We start from the raw sequence: 21290 nt of genomic DNA, 5'->3' as shown, positions 1-21290 counted from the left end.
AGGGACCTCAAGGTAATTGATTGAACCAAAAACGTCCATAATGCTGACGGTATGTGTAGACCTTCCAATGCGCTATTTGCCCCTCCGATGGCTGCCAAAGCATCGAAACCTGTCCCTCTTCAGCGCTGCTATACAGCGCCACCCCCGCGTCATTAAAACGTTCAAGCACCTCAGCATGGGGCATATTAAAACGATTCAGATAACCGCTACTGAGCAAAGCCCACTGTGGTTTCACCGCGTCGAGAAACAAATCATGGCTGGAGGTGTTTGAGCCATGATGAGGCACCAGCAACACATCGCTTTGTAGGCGGTCACCATAGCGCTGAACCAAACGAAATTCGGCAATTCGTTCAATATCGCCGGGTAACAGTACCTTTGTGCCCCGGTAACTGAGATGAATAACACAGCTTTCATTGTTAACCCCATAGGAAAAATCAGCCGGTGCCGCGGGCAGAGGCGCTAACGCAATTAAACGGACGTCTTGCCAAAGCCATTGCTGACCCCACTGACAAGGCCAGTAGGCTCCATCGGTATCCAGCACCGTCATTTTCGGGTATGCGGCTAACAATGCGTTCGCCCCCCCGGTATGATCGCGGTGGCGATGGGTGAGTACCAGTGCATCAGGGGTTAAACCACGTCGACGCAGGAACGGAATAATAACCCGGTCGCTGAGATGCCCGTCAATGCCAAAGCCGGGACCACTATCAACCAGCATCGCCCGACCCGCTCGTTCAATGACCAGCGCACTGCCCTGCCCGACATCCAGCATATGCAACCATAACCTGGGGTCGCTCTCCCGCCACCAGCTATACCGACCATATAGCAACAGCAAGCTAGTCAGGCATGCAGCAAGTACCAGGAGCTGCAGTTGTCCCGACCACAGACTGTAGCGGCAAAGTATCCCGGCAACGGTCAACGTAGCCAGACCAGGCATTGCTACAGGCCACCAAGCCATCGGCTGCATCCAGATCAGCAGTGACCATACTAACTGGAGTATGGAATCGCTTACCTGCAGGCACAGTGTTGCTATCGTCGGTGCCAGAGGAAACAACAGTGCCGCAAATAAGGTTAATGGCAGCACAGCAAAACTAAACACAGGGACGACAATCAGATTGGTTAACGGTGCCAGCCAGGAAACGCCCTGAAAAAACACCACCGAAAGCGGCAATAGCATCAGCGTCAGCATCACTTCAAGCCGGCTAAGCTGGATCAGACCCAGTCGCCATCGACTGATTAGGCTGCCATGCACAGGCGGAACTGGCAGCCGCCAGAGCCAGCTGAAGATAGCGGCCACCGCCCCCACCGACAGCCAAAAACCCGCATCAAGAAACGCCAGCGGGTCAAAAATAAGCAGTAGTACCACCGCACGCAGCAAAAGCCGCAGGCTGCTGAGTCGTTTGGCCCCAAGTCGCAACGCGATGATCAAGCTGATTAACAATAGGGCTCGTAAGGTAGCGACCGCAAACCCCGCCAACATGGCATAGCCAAGCGCCGCCAACCATGCTGTCAGCAACGCCAGATACAGAATATTTAACCGCGCCGAGAATGCTCCCGGTAACCGATAGAGGCAAAACCCCAGGATCCCGCGCGACAGAAAAAAGGTGAAACCGAAGACCATGCTAAGGTGCAAACCTGAGATCGCCATCAGATGCGCAACGCCGGTCTGTTGCAGCAACTGCCATTTCTGTTGACTAATCCATTGCCGCTCGGCGAGCACCAACGCCATCAGGACATCAGCATGGACAAGCTCGCTCCGACGTGCTGAAAACTGATCATACAGAGACTGACGAGCACCTGCATTGGCCGAACTCGCCGCAGATAACCGGCTGCCCGCGGTAATATAACCAGTCGCCCGCACGCCGTGTCGGAAAAGGTAAGCCTGGTAGTTAAAAGCGCCCTGATTCAGGCTGCTGACCGCCGGTCGAAGGCGGACTTCAAAACGCCAGTGTTCACCCAGCCGCGGTACAGGCCCCTGCGCCTCATACCAGTCAAGTTGTATCCTCGGCTGCGGTCCCGGTTGCGCCTGAGGCCAGTCTGCGGGCCCTTGTAGCAAACGCCCGGTAAAGCGCCAGCGTAACTCGTTCTCTTCGACTATGCTGTCTACACGAAGGTCAATGGAAAGTGGCTGTCGATAATCTTTAACAGGTAAATTCCAGCTTTGCGCCGCTTTGCCATTGATTAAGGACCACTGGATACCGCACAATAGGCCAAGTGTCACAATCAAAAGCGAACGTAACCACGTCAGGTGACGCGTTTCGCTACCGGAAACTGCTACCAGTGGTGATTTCAGCCAGCAGAACAAAGCGATAGAAAGCAGGGTCCAGGGCCATAGCGCCCAGTCCGGTTGTAACCAGGCTGATGAAAGCGTGCCTAGCAGCACGCCAGTGAACCACCAATCCATAGTAGTTACCTGTTGTAGGTGTCAGCATCCATGCCAAAAAAGACAATTCAGCGCTTTTTGCCGGACCCAAGGAAAATAGCCAGCAGTAAGGCCGTGCGCATGTTTGGTAGCGTCGCACAACGCTCGAATTTATGGCACCTTAACCGACGCTCGGCATCACGTGCTTTTGCCATCGGCTTGTTCGTCGCCTTTTTGCCTGTCCCGGCTCAGATGATCATCGCCGCCGCGATGGCCATTTTCTTTTCTGCCAACATTCCACTGTCGGTGGCATTGGTCTGGATCTCGAACCCCATTACCATGCCCCCCTTATTCTATGCTTCGTATCAGATTGGGTCGCTCATTCTTGGCCGTCCATCCGAGCCTTTCTTATTTGAACCCTCACTCGCCTGGTTCGCTGCCAGCCTGGGTACCGTAGTCCCACCGTTTCTGCTCGGCTGCTTGTTATTAGGCGGGTTGTCCAGTTTATCGGCGTTTATTACTATCCGGATTTTATGGCGTCAGGCGGCAATAAAAGCCTGGCGCGAACGCCAGCGCCTGCGTGCCAGTAAGCGGCAACAGCGCCAGCAGGAGGGGCTTCAGCCCCCGAAGCACAATCAGCAGTAGCCAGCAGAGATTAATCGCCCACCAGTGCTCGTGCCGGATTTACTTTGGTCGCCTTCCACGCCGGATACAAGGTTGCCAGCATACTGGTTAACAGGGCGACCCCTAACACCAGCAGCACATCAAGCCACTGCACGTCGGTAGGAATAGAGCTGACGAAGTAAATATCATCCGCCAGCAACGAAAACGCGAACCAGCTTTCCAGCATTTTTAAAATGGTCGGCAACTGCCAGGCTAAGAGCACGCCGCTCACTGCACCAATCAGGATCCCTATCAGTCCATTTAAGGTTCCCTGCAAGACAAACGTGCGCATAATCATCTGGTCATTTGCACCCATGGTCTTGAGAATGGCTATCTGCGAGCGTTTTTCCTGAACTACCATCACCAGGGTCGAAACGATGTTAAAACTGGCTACTGCCAATACCAGCACCAGTACCAGATACATTACGCTACGCACCAGCTGGATGTCACGGTAGAGATGCCCCTCTGTACGTGTCCAGTCGTTGATATACGCATATTCGGACAACTGAGCAGCAATTTGACTGGCCACCACCGGCGCCTGATAAACATCATCCAGGCGCAACCGTACGCTATTTGCTTCACTACTCAGGCCCATTGCTTTACGCCCTTCTTCTAAATGCAAATAGGCTTGCTGGTAATCGAGTTCGCCGCCCAGTCGGTAGGTTCCGGCAAGCTCCAGGCTAAGCCGTCGCGGAGCACGCAAACTCTGACGATCACTATCAATTTGCGGGACCAGCAAATTAACCCGGTCTCCCACTTTCAGGTCCAACGATTCAGCAAGTCCGTAGCCCAGTAGAATGCCCTGCGGTTGATCAACAAATCGCTGCCAGTCCTCGCTGCTGATATAGTCCGTTAATCCGGATACACGGGGCTCAAGCTCAGGGTCGATAGCCTGCGCCGTAACCCCTTTGAAGCCCCGCCCCTGCTGGATCATGCCGTTAATAAGTACCCGCGGCGCAGCCGCAATCACCCGCGGATGTTCTTCCGCGGTTGCGACCACCTGGCGCCAGTCTCGCAAGCCATCTCGCACGGCTTCATACTGAACATGGGGCACCAGGCTAAGTAATTGTTCTTCCAATGCTTTCTGAAAACCATTCATGACCGAAAGCAATACAATCAGGGCGGCACAGCCGAGTGCAATGCCAGCAGTAGAGGATGCCGAAATGAAATTTACGAATCGGTTTTTATGCTTGCTACGACGAAATCGCCGTGCCAGCAACCAGGGCAAAGCGAACTTCATCGTGGGGTTTCCTCAAGCTGACCGTTATGCAGCATGGCGCGACGCGGCAATCGGTTCGCCAGGTGCTGGTCATGGGTTACCACAATGAATGCGGTATTCAGTTGTTCATTCAGTTCCAGCATCAGGCTGTAAATGGTTTCCGCGGTGGTTTCATCAAGATTTCCGGTCGGTTCATCTGCTAGTACCAGAGCTGGCTGATTGACCAAGGCGCGGGCGATCGCAACCCGCTGCCGCTCGCCGCCGGATAACTTGGCTGGCGCATGGGTCATGCGATGCGCCAAGCCAACGCGTTCAAGCAGCTCAGCCGCCTGCTGTTTGGCCTTCGCCGGATTCATGCCACCAATCAACAACGGCATCGCCACATTTTCCAGCGCCGAAAATTCTCCGAGAAGATGATGAAACTGGTAAATAAAGCCGAGCTTCTGGTTACGCCATTTGGCACGCTGACGCTCTTTCAAACTGTTCAACGACTGGCCCTGCATCACCACTTCGCCCGCTGTCGCCGTATCCAGACTGCCGAGAATATGCAGCAGTGTACTTTTTCCTGAACCCGATGACCCGACGATTGCCATCATATCGCCAGCAGCAAGTGAAAAACTGACATCCTGCAGTACCTTGACCTGTTGCTCACCGTCGGTAAAGGTTTTACTGATATGGTTACATTGAAGCAAATTAGTCATTATCGGTTACTCGTAACGAAGTGCCTGCGCGGGCTTAATAGCCGCAGCGCGCCAGGCTGGGTAAATAGTAGCGAAAAGGGTTAACACAAGCGCCAGCAGCGCAATGCCGGTGACCTGCCATGGTTCAATCACTATGGGTAAGCCAGCACCGTCAGTGTAGGCCATGATACCGACGCCAAAGGCATCTAGCAGCGGGTTCAGCAGCAGACAAAGCAAGAGACCAATCAACACCCCCAGCAGTGTGCCCACGATCCCGTTGTAAGCCCCCTGCACCAGCAACATGGCGAAGACCGCAGGGCGCGACAATCCCTGAGTCTGTAAAATGGCAATGTCATAGCGTTTATCGTGAATCACCATAACCAACGCCGAGACTACGTTAAAAGCTGCAACCGCCACCACCAGCGTCAGCATAAAGAGCATCATCCCTTTCTCCATGCGTACCGCAGCAAATAACCGCCCGTAGCGCTCGGTCCACTGTCCGATGCGGCTTTCCTCATTCACCTGTGGTGCGAGAACGGCAGCAACCTGTTCAGCCCGGAACGCATCATCAAGGTAAAGTCGTATCCCACTGACATGACCCTCAGGGAAGCGCAACAAGCGCGCCAGATCATCGCCGTGCATCAGTACCAGCTGGCGATCTATCTCTGCACCTAATTCAAACTGCCCGACGACGCGGAACATACGCTGAGCCGGCATCACCCCGACCGGGGTAAACTGGCCGCCTGCAGCGGCGACAATGCGGACCTGCTCACCGACCTGAACATCCAACCGATTGGCCAGCGGACGCCCCAGAATAATGCCGTATTCGCCTGCTTCGAGATTGTTTAAGCTACCGCGCACCATATGTCGCGTGACGACATTGTGATGGTCTTCAAATTCCGGGTAAAGCCCCTGCAACATAACGGCATTCAACTGACCACGCCCCTGCACCAGCCCTTCAATCTGCACATAAGGGCTACTGTGTAAAACCGATTCGGGCAATTTCAGCGCTGCCCGCTGGGCCTGCCAGTCGGCCATACCCGTGTTGGCTGTGGCGCTGATAGTGACCTGGGGGACGACACCGAGAATGCGATTTTTCAGCTCATTTTCAAAGCCGTTCATAACCGATGTCACCACAATAAGCGCCGCGACTCCAATCATAATCCCGAGCAAAGAGAAACGGTTAATGAAGCGGGTAAACGCGGAGCCCTGACTACTGCGGCTGTAGCGCACGCCTAAAAACAACGGAGCGGGCTGAAACATATGATTGCGCCTGTTCAAGTCTGGTTTGCTAAAGTAAAGTGTGAAAGCATAAAGACAATAAGCCCATGGCACAACTGGCAAACGAGTAACAAATGACAACATCGACTGACCATCTGCAACAGGCCCGCGACGAATACGCTGAGTACTTCGCCATAAAAGAAGCACTCGATATCAATGTAATTCCACTGGACGACAAAGCAGGTCTGCCAGATGAAGAGGTATTCCTTAGTGAGTTGCCCCTGGTCTTTCGCATGGCTGGTGAACTGCAGCAAACGGATCAGGCTGCCTGGCAGCAAATTCGCTCGCTCGGCGAACCCGGTCAGGCAATTCTTAATATACTCACCCAGCAGAATCAAAAGCTGAATGCGCTGCTAGGCTACCTGCTACGTTATGAAGACGACCCCGACTATCGTTATCAAGCATACGAATACGGTGGCGCCGGTATTGGCTTTTATTCCGCCGCGTCATTTGAGCCGGGGCAACTGGTTCAGCTAAAACTATTTCTGAGTGCAGAATCGGCTGCCATTTTCGGTTACGGCGAGATTATCGACTGCGAGCAAAATGGAGATGGTTACCGAGTCACAGCCCTGTTTCGCCGTCTGCGCGAGGAAGACCAGGAGTTGATGGTACGTGCCGCATTACATGCACAAACCCGGCTATTAAAAAAACGTGCAAGCGAGCGTGCAAATAAGCCCTAAACAGAACGCTTTTTGCTACACTAGCGACTTTTCCAGCATTGATCGTGTGCATTATCATTCATGGCAGCAATTTCTGTATTTCAGGCCGACGCAGTGCCGGCCAACGAGCAAGACAAAACCTGGCGCCAGTTAGAAGGCAGTAGCAGCGCTCTCGCCCTGGCTTCTCTGGCAGAGCGGGAACCGCGCCGGATCTTACTGGTCACTGCTGACGCCCCTGCTGCGTATCGGCTGGAACAGGAAATTCGCTTCTTCACCCCGCGCCTGGCGCCGTATATCAGCGTCTTTCCAGACTGGGAAACCTTACCCTACGACACCTTTTCGCCACACCAGGATATTATTTCCGAACGTTTACGGGTGCTGGCAACATTGCCCGAGAGTGAACAGGGTATCCTGATTGTTTCATTAAATACCCTGCTTCACCGCATCGCCCCGCCGTCCTACGTGCAAGGCCAAGCCTTTATTCTGCAACCCGGTGATAACAAGCCGCTGGAGAAGTTTCGCGCACAACTAGAACAGGCGGGCTATCGCTTTGTAAACCAGGTGATGGAACATGGCGAATGCAGTGTGCGTGGTTCGATTATTGATTTATTCCCGATGGGCGCGACCGAGCCATTCCGAATTGATTATTTTGATGATGACATTGATAGCATCCGCCCGTTCGATGTCGACAGCCAACGCTCCGCGGCCCCGGTTGAACGCATCCATTTGCTGCCAGCACATGAATTCCCAACTGCAGACGCCGGTATCGAAACTTTCCGGCGTCAGTACCGTGAGCAATTTGACGCATCCAGAGCGCGAGAATCGGTTTATCAGCAGGTCAGCCAGGGCAGTTTGCCCGCTGGCATCGAATACTATCTGCCGCTGTTTTTTGACTCTACTGCGACCTTATTTGACTACCTTCCGGACGATATCCTGTTGGTTACCCAAGGTGATTTGCAAAAGCAGATGGAGCAACTCTGGCGGGATATTGATTACCGTTATGACGACCGCCGCTGGGATAAGAACCGGCCCTTGCTTCCGCCTGGCCAGCTGTTTATCCGCAGCGAAGAGCTAAACGCTGAATTTAAACGCCGCCCGCGTATCCGCCTTGGCGTGCCGGAAGGGACCCGCCAACCAGGGCCCGTTCAGTTTGCCACCAAGGCAGTGACCGAGATTCAAATTGAGCATAAAGCCGACGACCCTCTGGCGCGGATCCGCAGTCTGTATAAAAAGGCGCAGGAAAAAGGCGAACGTGTTCTTTTTGCCGTCGAATCGGCAGGCCGGCGCGAGAGCTTGCTCGAACTGCTCGGACGGGCTGGTATTCACCCCCAGGTGGTCAAAAATTTTAGCGACTTTATCCACGCAGATATCGACTCTGGGATTGTGGTCAGCTCGGTTGCACATTCGTTTTATGCCCGCGACCCCGAACAAAGCCTGTGGTTTATTACTGAAAGTGAATTGCTCGGCGCCAAGATCGCGCAACGCCGCCGTCAGGACAGCCGCCAGGCGGGATCTGCCGATGCCTTAATTAAAAATCTGGCTGAGCTGTCGATTGGACAGCCGGTGGTTCACCTCGACCACGGCGTTGGTCGCTACCAGGGTCTGACAACGCTGGATGCAGGTGGCACCGCCACCGAATTTTTGTGTATCGAATACGCCCAGCAATCCAAGCTATTCGTGCCAGTCGCTGCACTGCACCTCATCAGCCGTTACAGTGGCGGCGAAGAATCAAGCGCACCACTGAACAAACTAGGTAACGACACCTGGGAGAAAGCCAAACGCAGAGCCGCAGAGCGTGTCCGCGATGTTGCCGCCGAGCTGCTCGCGGTGTACGCAAAACGCGAATCCAAACCAGGCTATGCCTTTCAGGTTAGTGACAGCGACCATGCTCGCTTTGCCGATGGCTTTCCATTTACCGAAACCGATGATCAGCTGCAGGCAATTCACGCTGTCCTCGCCGACATGCAGGCGCCGCGGGCTATGGACAGACTAGTCTGTGGTGATGTTGGTTTCGGGAAAACAGAAGTTGCCATGCGCGCAGCTTTTACCGCCATCAACGACAACAAACAGGTGGCCGTGTTAGTGCCCACCACCCTGTTGGCGCAGCAACATTATGAGAACTTCCGCGACCGTTTTGCCGACTGGCCGGTGCGGGTCGAGGTACTATCCCGCTTTAGAACTACCAAACAAACTCTCGACGTGCTGGCTGACCTCGAAGCTGGCAAAGTCGATATCGTTATTGGCACTCATAAATTACTCCAAAAAGACATTAAGTTTCATGATTTAGGCCTGTTGGTGGTAGATGAAGAACACCGTTTCGGCGTGCGTCAAAAGGAGCAGGTTAAGCGTCTGCGTGCAGAAGTGGACATTCTTACCCTTACCGCGACACCAATTCCTCGCACACTCAACATGGCGATGAACGGTATTCGCGACTTATCGATTATCTCGACACCGCCAGCCAAGCGACTGGCAGTAAAGACATTTGTCCGCGAATTTGACAAGGCAACTGTGCGTGAAGCTATTTTGCGTGAAGTTTTGCGCGGCGGTCAGGTCTATTTTCTCCATAACAACGTGGAAAGTATTCAGCGTACGGCGGAAATGCTCACCGAGCTGGTACCTGAAGCGCGCGTTACCACAGCTCACGGTCAAATGAACGAGCGTGAACTTGAACGCATCATGGCCGACTTCTATCATCAGCGCTTTAACGTACTGGTATGTACGACCATTATTGAAACAGGTATCGACATTCCTAGCGCCAATACCATCATTATGGACCGTGCTGACCACCTTGGTCTGGCCCAGCTGCATCAGCTACGTGGTCGTGTCGGTCGTTCACATCATCAGGCCTATGCCTACCTGCTGACACCGCACCCGAAACGGATGACCAAAGACGCAGTGAAACGGCTTGAAGCGATCGCACAGTTGGAAGACCTCGGTGCCGGCTTTGTGCTTGCAACCCACGACCTGGAAATTCGCGGTGCCGGAGAATTACTTGGCGATGACCAGAGCGGTCAGATTGAAAGTATTGGTTTTACACTCTACATGGATATGTTGGAAGAAGCAGTGGAAGCGCTCAAAGCGGGTAAAGAACCTAGTATTGACCTGCTGCTTAAACAGCAAACCGAAATTGAACTGCGCATTCCGGCCCTGCTGCCGAGCGATTACATTGCCGATGTCAATACGCGCCTTAGCCTGTATAAACGCATCGCCGGAGCACGCTCAGAGGCGGAACTGGAAGATTTGCAGATTGAAATGATTGACCGTTTTGGCCTGCTTCCTGATGCGGCTAAAAATCTTATTCGGGTCAGCGAGATCCGGCTGCGTGCAGAACCCATCGGCGTACGTAAAATTGAGATCGGTCCCCAGGGCGGGCATATTGAATTTAATCAGGACGCTAAGGTCGACCCAGCGATCATTATTCAAATGCTGCAACGAGACCCGGCGACCTTTGCCATGGACGGTCCGACCCGGCTTAAAGTCAAGCAGGGTGTGGAAGATACTCATTCACGGGTAAAACTGATACAGTCAGTACTTCAGCAGTTAACCGCCGCTTAATAACCACCAGGTACGAGGAAACAGGATTGAACGCACAGCGACGTACAGCATCTTCTTTGACCAGGTCAGTTCGCCGCAGCTGGCTTGCTTTTGGTTTCGCCAAGCGCAGCTTCAGCGCATGCTTAGCAACCCTCTGTGCCAGTGCTCTGTTAACGAGCGCTACAGCACACGCCAATGATCAGCCTGGCGCTGATTTGCGCTGGTTTGAGATTGAGGTGCTGGTTTTTAAGCAGGATCCACAGCGCCATGCCGATGAGGAATACTTTCCGCTACAACTCCGGCCTGTTCCTTTGCGGAATCACCTCGACCTGCTCAACGACTATCGCCGTGAACAACTGGCCCCGGCGCTAGAGATCATTCCCACCTGTACAGAAGATGACGAAAATCACTGGTTTGAAGTTGTCCAGCGTTTACGTATTCTCAGCGAACCTGCATTCATTACAGGCCAGCGCCAGCAGATATCACTGTGCAGAGACTCGATTGAAGAAGCCCTGATCACCGGCGCATTCGGTATCAGCGGAGCAGCGGGTTCGCAACGATCTCAAATGCGCGAAGTGGCCGCGCAGCAAATCAATGGTGAAGGTGGTGACATCTACAGCACTGAGTCGCCTTTCCTGATGCCAACTGAAAGCTTTGAACTAAACTCGCTACGCCAACAACTGGAGCGTCAACGAGGTAAGTCTACCTTGCTTCACACCAGTTGGCGCCAGCCCGTATACAGTCGCAACCAAGGTCGTAAGATCCGCTTATTTGGCGGCCAGAATTACACCAGCGAGTACGATTACCTTGGCTTTGCCCATGATTTTGACAGCGTCGTCGCTGACCGTAGCGACAACCCTAACTTTTTGTTACAACAACAAAATGCTCCATTGGAACGAATTCACAGCTTATTGAACCTGATTGAACAAGGTCAGACACCGTTTAGCCGCCCAGACCGGCAAACGGCAGGATTACCAGAACGACCGGCTAATCCTCCAGCCAATCTGCCACAGGATGTATGGGAATTCGACGGGCTAATGCACATTTATCTGGTCGGGAATTACTTACACATTGACGGCGAATTCAACCTGCGCGACGAAGTGCAGGTTCCGTTGCAGGCTACCTCGCTGGAAGCACAAGCCAATGCGGCTTTACGTCAGGAAGAGGCAGCTGCGAGCTTCTTACGTGGTTATTACTTTAATCAACTGCGTCGGGTTATCAGCCACGAAACGCACTACTTCGACCATCCCAACTTTGGCATCCTGGTGCAGATACGCCGCACCGACTTATCGTCCAGACGCTAGCCACTTCAAAGCAAAAAAGAAGCCCCTTACGGGGCTTTTTTATTATAGATATCAGAGTTTGGCTGACTCAACGCTTAGTGATCGTGAGACTCTTCAGAGGTAAAGCCAGTCCAAATCAAGCTACCCGGCTCAACATCTAAGTCACGTTGCTCTACCACTTCGCCATCATGCAAATCAACCACAGTAATTCTCTGATGCCCCGGGTCAGCAATATACGCCTGGTGGTTAACCTGGCTCACGGTCATAGCCAGCGACATTTCATGAGTATCAGACACCACCGTGAACTGACTCTGCAACTCAAACGGATAACTCTCATGGTCCTGCTCGCGTAAACGGAAAATAGTCATGTCGCCTGCAGTGTCGAGAACAGCAAAGCGATTGCCAGTATAGTTAAACGCAACAGAGCCAAATTCCCGCGCCTCGTCAACTTTCCAGTCAAGCTGCCAGCTTTCACCAGTCGACGCATCGATCAGTACCATGTCCTGCCCTGCACTGCCGATAAAATACGGGCTCTCTTCATGTCCCCACAGTGAGCCGACACGACCTCCCAGCGTTTCCGGCATGCTTAGTTTTTCACTCACGAAGCTGCCATCTTCAGCTACCGACAACAGCAACACGCCATCACCACAGCCAAAGGCTACATGCTGCTCGTTCAGGGCGCTGCCATGTAAATCTACACACTCATTTTCAAAACCCTGGACGAAATCGAAGTGATCAGAATGACGCTCGTAGACTTCAACCGAATCGGGCAAACCTGTCGCGGTTGCGTCGCTGCGGTTGGCAGTGAACAAATAGTCTTCACGGATCTCAGCAGCACCATGCATCGAACTGCTTAACTCCAGCTCCGCCAGCACTTGCTCCTCGACAATACTCTGGTCGGAAAAAACCTCAATTTTAGAGGCGATCCCCTCAGCACCATCATAAAAAAGGGCCCCTCGGTGATGATAAAAATCGTAATGAGTCGGCCGCTCTCCTGTCAAAGTGAAACCCGATAATGCCGGAGCCAGCTCATTGTAATGTGCATGGTCGCCATGAGGTTCAGTTTCATACCCGCTGTCCACAAAGCGAGTCACCCCGGCATCGCGCTGAATCGCAACTGCATAGCGATAATCCGGGCTTGCTAGCAAACGGCCTGGGCTTTGCAGGTCAAACGATTCCAGTAATTCATTGGCCTCGAGGTCATAGACAAAAGCACGGGTTGCATCGTTACCGTATTCCATGAAAATAAGACGCCCAGCGGCACTGTCCTCATGCTCGTGGTCATCCGAGTGATCATGATCTTCATCATGCTCGATAGGCTGAATACTGGTGTCGTCACAGGCTGCCAGCAGCAGAACCGCACTGATTGCCATGGCCAGCTTAGCGGGATGAAAGGAAATAGTCGTTATCATTGAGGTTATCTCTTTTTGTAGTTGGTGAACGGGTCATACCAAACAATCAAAGCACAGAGGCTTGTTAAAAAGTTACGGTATAACATTTCAATTGATATGTTATACCGTAACACTTAAAAAGAAAAGTCGATCCATGAATAGCGCTATAAAGGCACAAAAAAAGCCCCTCGCGGGGCTTTTTCCATGTGTTCGACCAATGTTTTCACCACTCTTTCCAACAGATGCCTTACAACAGTTAGGCATGCCAACCAAGTTCGTCAGCCCGTGCTGCGGCTTTTGCTGGCAGATCCGTTGCGACAAACTGCTTGTGCAGGATCTGAACCCCCAGCATATGGTTAATCACCGCGTCCAGTTGCACCTGCAGCTCTGCCGGCGCATCATCCGCATCATGCAATGCAAACAGCGCATTGACTTCATCGTGATCGAGCAAACCCGCCTCTTCAACAGACTCTTTGTTGAGGTACTTTTTCGCTAAGGCCCGCATGGCCGCCCATTTTTTCGGATCGGTATGCGCTGGAGGTGCCATAAACGCAAACTTCTCGCGCTTATACAGAGTTTCCGGTAACAGCCCTTTCATTGCCTCACGCAGGACCCATTTCTCTTTGTTTTCGCGAATACGTAAATGAGGCGGGATCTTAAATGCGTATTCGGCCAGTTTATGGTCCAAAAATGCCGGCCGCGCTTCCATCGAATTTGCCATATCCACCCGATCACCACCCCAGGTCAGGATCTGACCTTCGAGCATGGTTTTAGTCCACACATACTGAGCTTTATCGAGCGGATGCCGTTCTGCCAGCATGTCCGCATCCAGGGTATCAGCAATCGCCTTACCAGCGTCATAGCCCTGCATCCGTTGGCGTCGGTCTTTTGCCAGCAGTTTATCCGCAAAACCGCTGCAGGACAGCCAGGGTTGCAAGCAACTGGGGGTAAAGCCCATTTTAGCTACGAAGGCATCGCTGACAAATTCTTCCCGTGCCAGCATGGCACCTTTGAATAGCTTGTTGTTCTTTTCCAGCATGGCCTGCCAGTTAGCACGTTCTTCCGGTGGCAGATGGTCCAATCCGTACATAAACAGATCTTTGCGGAATGACGGATAACCAGCGAATAATTCATCAGCACCTTCGCCAGTCATCACAACCTTGTAGCCAACATCACGAACCTGCTGGCTCATCAGGTATTTTGCCACACCCAGGGTATTATAGATGGTGCGCTCGGTATGCCAGAGCGTAGTTTCAAAATGATCATAAAGGTCATTTGAATCAAGCGTCATCACATGATGGTCAGCATCGGTTGCCTCGGCCATTTCGCGGGCTATTGGTGTTTCATCATAGGCTGCTGAATCGAAACCAATGGTAAAGGCTTTTACCGGCTCCTGACTAGCTGCAGCCGATAGCCCAAGTATCGAGCACGAATCAATGCCCCCCGACAAATAACACCCCACAGGTACATCAGCAGTCAGGCGATGTTGAACCGCTTCTAACAACTCCCGGCGAACCCCTTCAACGTACTCGTCAGCACGTTTGTCGTCTTTGTCATGTTCATGCTCAAGGGGAAACTCCATGTCCCAGTATTTGCTCTCTTCGATATGTAACTTACCGTTGACCCGTTTAACACTGACCACATGCCCGGGCATCACCTGACGAATGCCTTCAAACGCAGTGGTACCGGGCACCATGGTCTGAATCAACTGATGGTAAACACCCTCATCTGAGAACTGGCGTGGCACTTCCGGATGGGCAAAGATGGTTTTCAGCTCAGAACCGAACACAATGCCTTTGTCAGTTTGGGTGTAGTACAACGGCTTAACCCCAAAGCGGTCGCGCACCAGAAACAGGGTATCTTCTTCCTGATCATACAGCGAGAACGCAAACTCACCACGTAAATGGGGCAACATGCCTTGCATGCCAAACCGCGGATACAGCTGCATGATAATTTCAGAATCACTCTTGGTATTAAAGCGGGCTCCTTCGGCCGTTAACTGCGCTCGGATACGTTTAAAGTCATAGAACTCGCCGTTATGGGCCAGCATCAAGCGTTTGTCATCAGATAAAAACGGTTGCCGGCCACGGTCACCGACCAAATCGATAATGGACAAACGAGCATGGGAAAAACCAACGCCCTGCTCGGCTATGGTTTTATAACCAAATCCATCAGGACCACGGTGGTGCATAATGGCCGCCATATTGACTAAGACTTGTGGCTCAATCATGTGTTTAGGTTGGTTGTAAAAAACACCTGCAATTCCGCACATACGGGTTCAGTCCTCTGTCAAACTACATCAATGACACGTTCTGCACGCTCTACCATGCAGGTTAACAGTGCCATGCGTAAAAATACCGCCCCACGCGCCTGGCTGAAGTACCAGTTGTGCGACGTATTATCGAGATCCTTGGCCAGCTCTTCGCCACGCGCCAAAGGATGCAAAATGATACCGTCCTGCTTAAGCGGCGAGTCGGCATTTAAAATGAATTTCTTTCCATAGGTTTCAAAACCGTCGCCTTCCCAGGCAATGGCGTTGATATAGGTTACATCCAGCGTCGGTAGCACCTCGTCCAGCTCATTCGCCAGGCGTATAGTTAACCCGCGCTCCTCAAGTTCTTCACGCTGCCCGGGGTCAAACAGCCCGTCATCATCACTGCCATCATGGATAATGACCACCTCTTTGATACTGGTATGAAACACCGCAAGGCTCTTTAACAAGCTTCGCACCGTGCGCATGCGCCCTGGTATTCCTATCACACCAATACGAATTCTGCGCTCTTCAGGCACCTCTGCAGCGAGCAGCTCCGGACGCCATTTGAAGATCGCATACAGATCCGCCATCGCCTGAGTCGGATGCTCGTCGCGTCCGTTCCCCGCATTGACGATCGGAATGCGCAGCGTATCCATCATTTTTTCCAATGACTCGCCGTTATTATCGCGCAGCACCACGCAGTCGCCATAGTTGTTGAACATTTCTGCGACATCATCCAGACACTCACCTTTTGCGATCCCAGTGGTGGAACGGTCAGTGATTGACATAATATCGCCGCCCAAGCGGTGCCAGGCGCTTTCAAACGACAGCCGCGTGCGGGTGCTTGGTTCATAGAAGGCGCTAATGAGGATTTTTCCCTGCAGCGGCGAACGGAACCGGGTCGGGTTGCTCTCATACTTGGCCGCCAGCCGGAACAACTGGATCAGGGTATCCCGCGAAAACTGATCCGACGACACAATATGCTGGTTGGACAGTTTTACCAGATAGTCGCCATCTTCCTGGACGCTTCGCAGTAGCGCTTTAGGATGTGCATCTCCGTATACATCAGGCCTCTCGCGGTCAAACGAGGCATCACTTACATTCATATAGTCACCAGATCGTCTTTGCTTTGTAGTCAATAAAAAATAGCGCCAGCAGCACCACAGGTACTAAAGCACCTGCAATGGTTGCTGCCCATACCATCAGGGTTAATGCCGTTAAGGAGATCATTCTGTGTGCTCCTTCTCATTTAACAGATCCCAGTCAAAATGTTGTTTACTCATATAGACGCCAACCGCTGTTATCACCGCTGAGACCAGACATGCAATCAGCGCGGCGACGTAAAAACCAATCAAAAAGTAACCAGCCAGGCCGCATAGCGTGCCTGCCGCCATTGCCCCGGCCGCGTATTTGCCCTCCAGCCGTGGCTGATACAGACCGACCACTATGGGCCAGATCGTGCTGGCGACAAAGGCACCAGTGAAATTCAACAACGCGGCCAGCGTGGTAATTTGGGGCAAACACAGAATCCAGGTGGCGACGCCGAGTCCAGCAATGGCGATGCGATTGGCACGAAACAAGGTTTTGTCGTTGGCTTTTCGGTTAAGGTGCTTGTGATAAATATCGCGGGTTAGCAGATCTGAGGTCGCAGCAAGCAGTGAATCCAGGCTCGATGCCAGCGCCGAAAAAACCACAATAAAAACCACCACGGCACCAGCGGTGCCAAGTACCGCGGCAGCCACCGTCGGCCCGACCATATCCGGACTGGCGGGGAAAATCCCCAATTGCGGTGCCGCCAAAGCGACGAAACCAGTCACAATCGGGATAGGGAGCCATAACAGGCCACCGGTTAAAAAGGCTCTGAACGCAACTTTCTGTTTAAACGCGAGGGCTCTTGACCACCACACGTTGGAATGAAAGATCTCCCCTAACCCAAAAAAGATATTATTAAATAAAAACATAATGGCGGCCGGGAATAGCAGGTCGAGCAGCCGCGGATGATGGTCAGCAAGGTTCTGGTGGATCTCAGGCATGCCGACATTGGTCAGCAATAACACCGCGACCAGAACCACACCGGTGATAATAATCAGTGCCTGAATAAAGTCGGTGGCAATCACAGCGCGTAACCCGCCAAACAGGGTGTAGAGTACGCAGATAAACAAAATCGCCGACATTCCGATGTGATAATCAAGGCCGCTCAGCGCCTGTAGCAGGATCCCTCCGGCCATTCCCAGGCTGACTAACCAACCCAGCGCATAGACAAACGAGATAACCATGAACAAACACCAGGCGGTAAAACCAAAGCGCAAACGGATAAAATCCCCACTGGTGTATCCATTTGGCAGCAAGGTTTTAATCCGCGCTGAAATCGGCGCAAACAAAATAAGTCCGAGGGCGGCAAACGAATACCCCACCATACCCCACAAACCGAACTGGAACGTCAGTTCCGGCGCAACCAGAGTGGTGTTGCTGGTAACCCAGGTTGCCATCGCCGTAGCGGAGGCAAATGCGAACCCAACATTACGTCCCGCCAAAGCAAACTCTTCATGGGTGGTGGTCTTACGCCCGAGAAACCAGCCAAAGGTTATCCAGGCTAGTCCGAACACGACAATGATGGCAAACCCGACCCGGGCATCGAGGGCAAATTCATCCATGACTAGGTTCCTTGTGATTGCGAGCGGATCGGCGGGTCAATATCAGCATGGTCACAAGCAGGCTGATAAAGAGCAGTGCACCAAGGGTAAACAGACTTAATGCCTGCCACAGTGGGTAATGAACCACATCCAGTTGGTGAATATTGCTGTATTCGCCCGTCCCGGAGTGGACGGCACGGAAGTAATAACGACCATCATCGAAACCGCTAAGAGATAGCTGGCGAAAGGCGCCTAAGGGAGAAAAGGTGTTTTCGACCGTTGCAAACTGCTCCGAGGAAGCAAGCTCAATAACAAAGCTATCCTCTTCAGCAACGCCATCTACACGGAGTTGAAAGTACCCCTCGCGAACCTTATCCGGTCCCTGCAATGTTAACCCGGGTTGGGCCGTGTCAGCAAACGCGGTGCCGGATAGCAGAAGGCCTGAGCCCAGAGTGCTCATCACGACGAGGATTCCAATTAGCAGTTTTTGCATGGCATACCGCTCGCGAATAAAAGCCTTCAGGCTATCAAGCTGGTTACATTTGTTCAACAAATCGTGCAGCCTGAAAACGACGCAAGGCAGGTCGAAGCCTGCCTTGCTGTTCGTTTAAGTTTACGCTGCGATTAGCTGACGCAACACATAGTGCAAAATACCACCGTTCTTGTAGTACTCAACTTCGTTGGCAGTATCTATGCGACAAAGCAGTTCAAAAGAAACCTCTTCACCATTGCTGCGCTTGGCAGTTGCCTGCACGCTTTGACCTGCTTTAATGTCGCGGGTACCGCTCAGCGAAATTTTCTCTTCGCCGGTTAAGCCAAGGCTATCTGCACTTTCGCCATCCTTAAATTGCAGCGGCAGTACGCCCATACCCACCAGGTTTGAGCGGTGAATACGTTCGAAGCTTCGTGCAATTACAGCTCGCACGCCAAGTAAGCGCGTACCTTTCGCTGCCCAGTCGCGGCTGGAGCCGGTGCCGTACTCTTTACCCGCTAAGATCACCAGCGGTGTTTTCTCTTCCTGATAGCGCATAGCCGCGTCATAGATTGACATTTCATCACCACTGGGCACATGACGTGTAACCCCACCTTCACTGCCTTCGACCATCAGGTTTCGAATCCGGATATTGGCGAAAGTACCGCGCATCATCACTTCGTGATTGCCGCGACGCGACCCGTAGGAGTTGAAGTCTTTAATCGCAACCCCTTTGCTCTGCAGGTATTCGCCTGCCGGAGCACTTGGTTTGATGGCGCCGGCCGGTGAAATATGGTCGGTGGTGATCGAGTCGCCAAAACGTGCCAGCACATAGGCGTCTGTTACATCCTCCTGCGCCTTGAGTGGCTTGTCGATGCCTTCGAAGAATGGTGGGTTGGCGACATAAGTTGAGTCATCCTGCCACTCGTAGGTAAGGCTATCCGGGATATTCAGGCTCTGCCAGTGTTCATCCCCTTCAAATAACGTAGCACCATATTCTTTACGGAACATATCACTGGCGACCAGTTTCACCTGCTCGGCAATTTCCGCCTCGGTTGGCCAGACATCTTTCAGATAGACTGGATTGCCGTCTTTATCTTCACCCAGTGGATCTTTACTCAAATCAAGACGCGTCGACCCAGCCAGCGCGTATGCCACCACCAGCGGTGGTGACGCCAGCCAGTTGGCCTTAACTTGCGGGTGAATACGGCCTTCAAAGTTACGGTTACCTGACAACACCGACGACACGATCAAATCGCCCTCATCAACCGCCTTACTGATTTCATCCGGTAACGGGCCTGAGTTACCAATACAGGTGGTACAACCGTAGCCAACCAGGTCGAAACCGAGTTCATCCAGGTACTGGTCCAAACCTGCTGCCTCAAGGTAATCAGTCACCACTTTAGAGCCAGGTGCCAACGATGTTTTCACCCAGGGCTTGCTCTGCAAGCCTTTTTCCAGGGCTTTCTTCGCGACCAGTCCTGCGGCCATCATCACACTGGGGTTTGAAGTATTGGTACAGGAGGTTATCGCAGCAATCACGACGTCACCATGGGTTAACGTCTGGTCGCTGCCTTCAATCGGCACCTTGGTTTCATCTGAGGTACTGACCCCGGACGACTCCATCAGCAATTCAAACGCATCGTTGAGGCCGCTTAGCGAAACACGGTCCTGCGGACGCTTCGGCCCCGCCAACGACGGCTCGACATCGGCCATATTCAATTCCAGGGTTTCGGTAAATTCTGGCTCTACCGAATCGTCCCGCCAGGTGCCCTGCGCTTGTGAGTAGGCTTTAACCAGATCAATCTGCTCTTCCTCACGACCGGTCAGGCGCATGTAGGTCAGGGTTTCCTCATCGACCGGGAAGAAACCACAGGTAGCGCCATATTCAGGTGCCATATTGGCGATGGTGGCGCGGTCAGCGAGTGGTAAATCTGCTAAACCCGGACCGTAAAATTCAACGAACTTGCCTACCACCCCTTGCGCACGAAGCATCTGGGTTACAGTCAGGACCAGGTCCGTCGCTGTTACGCCCTCGCTTAATTTACCGCTAAGGCGGAACCCGACCACTTCAGGGATCAGCATCGACACCGGCTGACCAAGCATGGCGGCTTCAGCTTCAATGCCGCCGACGCCCCAACCGAGCACACCAAGGCCGTTGATCATTGTGGTATGCGAATCAGTTCCAACCAGGGTGTCCGGGTAGGCAAATGTCTTGCCATCTTCTTCTTTGGTCCACACTGCTTTAGCCAGGTACTCAAGGTTAACCTGATGGCAAATACCAGTGCCCGGCGGTACCACGCGGAAATTATCAAAGGCTTTCTGCCCCCAGCGAAGAAACTGGTAACGCTCTTTATTGCGCTCCATTTCAAATTCGACATTCTCTTCAAAGGATTGTGGCGAACCAAATTTATCCACCATAACCGAGTGGTCGATCACCAGATCGACCGCCGACAATGGGTTTATCTTGTCCGCATTTAACCCCGCTTTGGCCACTGCATCACGCATCGCAGCAAGGTCAACTACCGCAGGCACCCCGGTAAAGTCCTGCATCAGTACCCGCGCAGGACGGTAGGCGATTTCACGCGTCGAGGAACGGCTGCCAAGCCAGTCAACCATGGCCTGTAAGTCATCGCGAGTGACGGTGTCTCCATCCTCGAAGCGCAATAAATTCTCTAACAGCACTTTCAATGAGACTGGTAATTTTTTGATATTCCCCAGCTTTTCTGCTGCTTTAGGCAGGCTGTAGTAATGGTAAGTGGCTCCCCCTACCTCGAGCGAACTCAATGTGCCGAGACTGTCTTGACTTGCCATAACCCTCTCCTCAGATATTACTTCTTGTTCTTATGATCCAACGGGACC

General features: G+C 52.7%; 14 protein-coding genes. 4 read left to right on the top strand and 10 right to left on the bottom strand.

Translation table 11 applies throughout. The features are described from left to right. Positions 1–7: 7 nt before the first annotated feature. Entirely contained in the window at positions 8–2401 is a 2394-nt protein-coding gene (locus tag CWE14_RS08315) for a DNA internalization-related competence protein ComEC/Rec2 (RefSeq protein WP_126798945.1), read from the bottom strand. A 30-nt stretch (positions 2402–2431) separates the two neighbouring features. Here CWE14_RS08315 and CWE14_RS08310 point away from each other — a divergent pair, with 30 nt between their 5' ends. Further along, positions 2432–3004: a DUF2062 domain-containing protein gene (locus CWE14_RS08310; protein WP_126798944.1), complete on the top strand. Its 573-nt coding sequence runs from the start codon at positions 2432–2434 to the stop codon at positions 3002–3004. A gap of 10 nt (positions 3005–3014) precedes the next feature. Here CWE14_RS08310 and CWE14_RS08305 read toward each other — a convergent pair whose 3' ends face one another. From CWE14_RS08305 to CWE14_RS08295, 3 genes are read right to left on the bottom strand one after another with little or no spacing between them, the layout of a single operon-like run. Continuing rightward, positions 3015–4262 carry a lipoprotein-releasing ABC transporter permease subunit gene (locus CWE14_RS08305; protein ID WP_126798943.1) on the bottom strand — a complete coding sequence of 416 codons (1248 nt, stop codon included), beginning with the start codon at positions 4260–4262 and terminating at the stop codon, positions 3015–3017. Continuing rightward, positions 4259–4942: a lipoprotein-releasing ABC transporter ATP-binding protein LolD gene (gene lolD / locus CWE14_RS08300; RefSeq protein ID WP_126798942.1), complete on the bottom strand. Its 684-nt coding sequence runs from the start codon at positions 4940–4942 to the stop codon at positions 4259–4261. Before lolD ends, CWE14_RS08305 begins: the two co-directional genes overlap by 4 nt. A gap of 6 nt (positions 4943–4948) precedes the next feature. Then, entirely contained in the window at positions 4949–6184 is a 1236-nt protein-coding gene (locus tag CWE14_RS08295; RefSeq protein ID WP_126798941.1) for a lipoprotein-releasing ABC transporter permease subunit, read from the bottom strand. Positions 6185–6276: 92 nt separating this feature from the next. Between CWE14_RS08295 and CWE14_RS08290 the strand changes: the two genes are divergently transcribed. From CWE14_RS08290 to CWE14_RS08280, 3 genes are read left to right on the top strand one after another with little or no spacing between them, the layout of a single operon-like run. Continuing rightward, positions 6277–6882 carry a PilZ domain-containing protein gene (locus CWE14_RS08290; RefSeq protein ID WP_126798940.1) on the top strand — a complete coding sequence of 202 codons (606 nt, stop codon included), beginning with the start codon at positions 6277–6279 and terminating at the stop codon, positions 6880–6882. Between the two features lie 60 nt (positions 6883–6942). Continuing rightward, on the top strand, positions 6943–10416 hold the full coding sequence (gene mfd, locus CWE14_RS08285) for a transcription-repair coupling factor (protein ID WP_126798939.1): 3474 nt from the start codon (positions 6943–6945) through the stop codon (positions 10414–10416). Between the two features lie 56 nt (positions 10417–10472). Then, positions 10473–11699, top strand: a complete 1227-nt coding sequence (locus CWE14_RS08280) for a CsiV family protein (RefSeq protein ID WP_157981801.1) — start codon at positions 10473–10475, stop codon at positions 11697–11699. 74 nt (positions 11700–11773) lie between these two features. Here CWE14_RS08280 and CWE14_RS08275 read toward each other — a convergent pair whose 3' ends face one another. The 6 genes from CWE14_RS08275 to acnA form a co-directional block, all read right to left on the bottom strand. Then, positions 11774–13090 (bottom strand): hypothetical protein, encoded by a 1317-nt coding sequence (locus CWE14_RS08275; protein WP_126798937.1) that lies wholly within the window; start codon positions 13088–13090, stop codon positions 11774–11776. Positions 13091–13325: 235 nt separating this feature from the next. Further along, complete coding sequence (gene asnB / locus CWE14_RS08270; RefSeq protein WP_126798936.1) at positions 13326–15341, bottom strand: asparagine synthase (glutamine-hydrolyzing); 2016 nt, start codon at positions 15339–15341, stop codon at positions 13326–13328. 17 nt (positions 15342–15358) lie between these two features. Then, positions 15359–16429, bottom strand: a complete 1071-nt coding sequence (locus CWE14_RS08265) for an aspartate/ornithine carbamoyltransferase family protein (protein ID WP_126798935.1) — start codon at positions 16427–16429, stop codon at positions 15359–15361. A 120-nt stretch (positions 16430–16549) separates the two neighbouring features. Then, positions 16550–17977 (bottom strand): sodium:solute symporter family protein, encoded by a 1428-nt coding sequence (locus CWE14_RS08260; RefSeq protein ID WP_126798934.1) that lies wholly within the window; start codon positions 17975–17977, stop codon positions 16550–16552. Then, positions 17970–18449, bottom strand: coding sequence for a hypothetical protein (locus tag CWE14_RS08255; RefSeq protein ID WP_126798933.1), 480 nt, complete (start codon positions 18447–18449; stop codon positions 17970–17972). Before CWE14_RS08255 ends, CWE14_RS08260 begins: the two co-directional genes overlap by 8 nt. A 120-nt stretch (positions 18450–18569) precedes the next feature. Next, entirely contained in the window at positions 18570–21242 is a 2673-nt protein-coding gene (gene acnA / locus CWE14_RS08250; protein WP_126798932.1) for an aconitate hydratase AcnA, read from the bottom strand. Positions 21243–21290: the final 48 nt, after the last annotated feature.

Source organism: Aliidiomarina soli (genome assembly GCF_003986975.1).
GTDB lineage: Bacteria > Pseudomonadota > Gammaproteobacteria > Enterobacterales > Alteromonadaceae > Aliidiomarina > Aliidiomarina soli.
This window is presented reverse-complemented; position numbering and strand designations above follow the sequence as displayed.

Excerpts from the sequence above, each read along its gene's own strand:
- CWE14_RS08315 (WP_126798945.1), bottom strand. The coding sequence starts at position 2,401 with ATGGATTGGTGGTTCACTGGCGTGCTGCTAGGCACGCTTTCATCAGCC.
- CWE14_RS08310 (WP_126798944.1), top strand. The coding sequence starts at position 2,432 with ATGCCAAAAAAGACAATTCAGCGCTTTTTGCCGGACCCAAGGAAAATA.
- CWE14_RS08305 (WP_126798943.1), bottom strand. The coding sequence starts at position 4,262 with ATGAAGTTCGCTTTGCCCTGGTTGCTGGCACGGCGATTTCGTCGTAGC.
- lolD (WP_126798942.1), bottom strand. The coding sequence starts at position 4,942 with ATGACTAATTTGCTTCAATGTAACCATATCAGTAAAACCTTTACCGAC.
- CWE14_RS08295 (WP_126798941.1), bottom strand. The coding sequence starts at position 6,184 with ATGTTTCAGCCCGCTCCGTTGTTTTTAGGCGTGCGCTACAGCCGCAGT.
- CWE14_RS08290 (WP_126798940.1), top strand. The coding sequence starts at position 6,277 with ATGACAACATCGACTGACCATCTGCAACAGGCCCGCGACGAATACGCT.
- mfd (WP_126798939.1), top strand. The coding sequence starts at position 6,943 with ATGGCAGCAATTTCTGTATTTCAGGCCGACGCAGTGCCGGCCAACGAG.
- CWE14_RS08275 (WP_126798937.1), bottom strand. The coding sequence starts at position 13,090 with ATGATAACGACTATTTCCTTTCATCCCGCTAAGCTGGCCATGGCAATC.
- asnB (WP_126798936.1), bottom strand. The coding sequence starts at position 15,341 with ATGTGCGGAATTGCAGGTGTTTTTTACAACCAACCTAAACACATGATT.
- CWE14_RS08265 (WP_126798935.1), bottom strand. The coding sequence starts at position 16,429 with ATGAATGTAAGTGATGCCTCGTTTGACCGCGAGAGGCCTGATGTATAC.
- CWE14_RS08260 (WP_126798934.1), bottom strand. The coding sequence starts at position 17,977 with ATGGATGAATTTGCCCTCGATGCCCGGGTCGGGTTTGCCATCATTGTC.
- CWE14_RS08255 (WP_126798933.1), bottom strand. The coding sequence starts at position 18,449 with ATGCAAAAACTGCTAATTGGAATCCTCGTCGTGATGAGCACTCTGGGC.
- acnA (WP_126798932.1), bottom strand. The coding sequence starts at position 21,242 with ATGGCAAGTCAAGACAGTCTCGGCACATTGAGTTCGCTCGAGGTAGGG.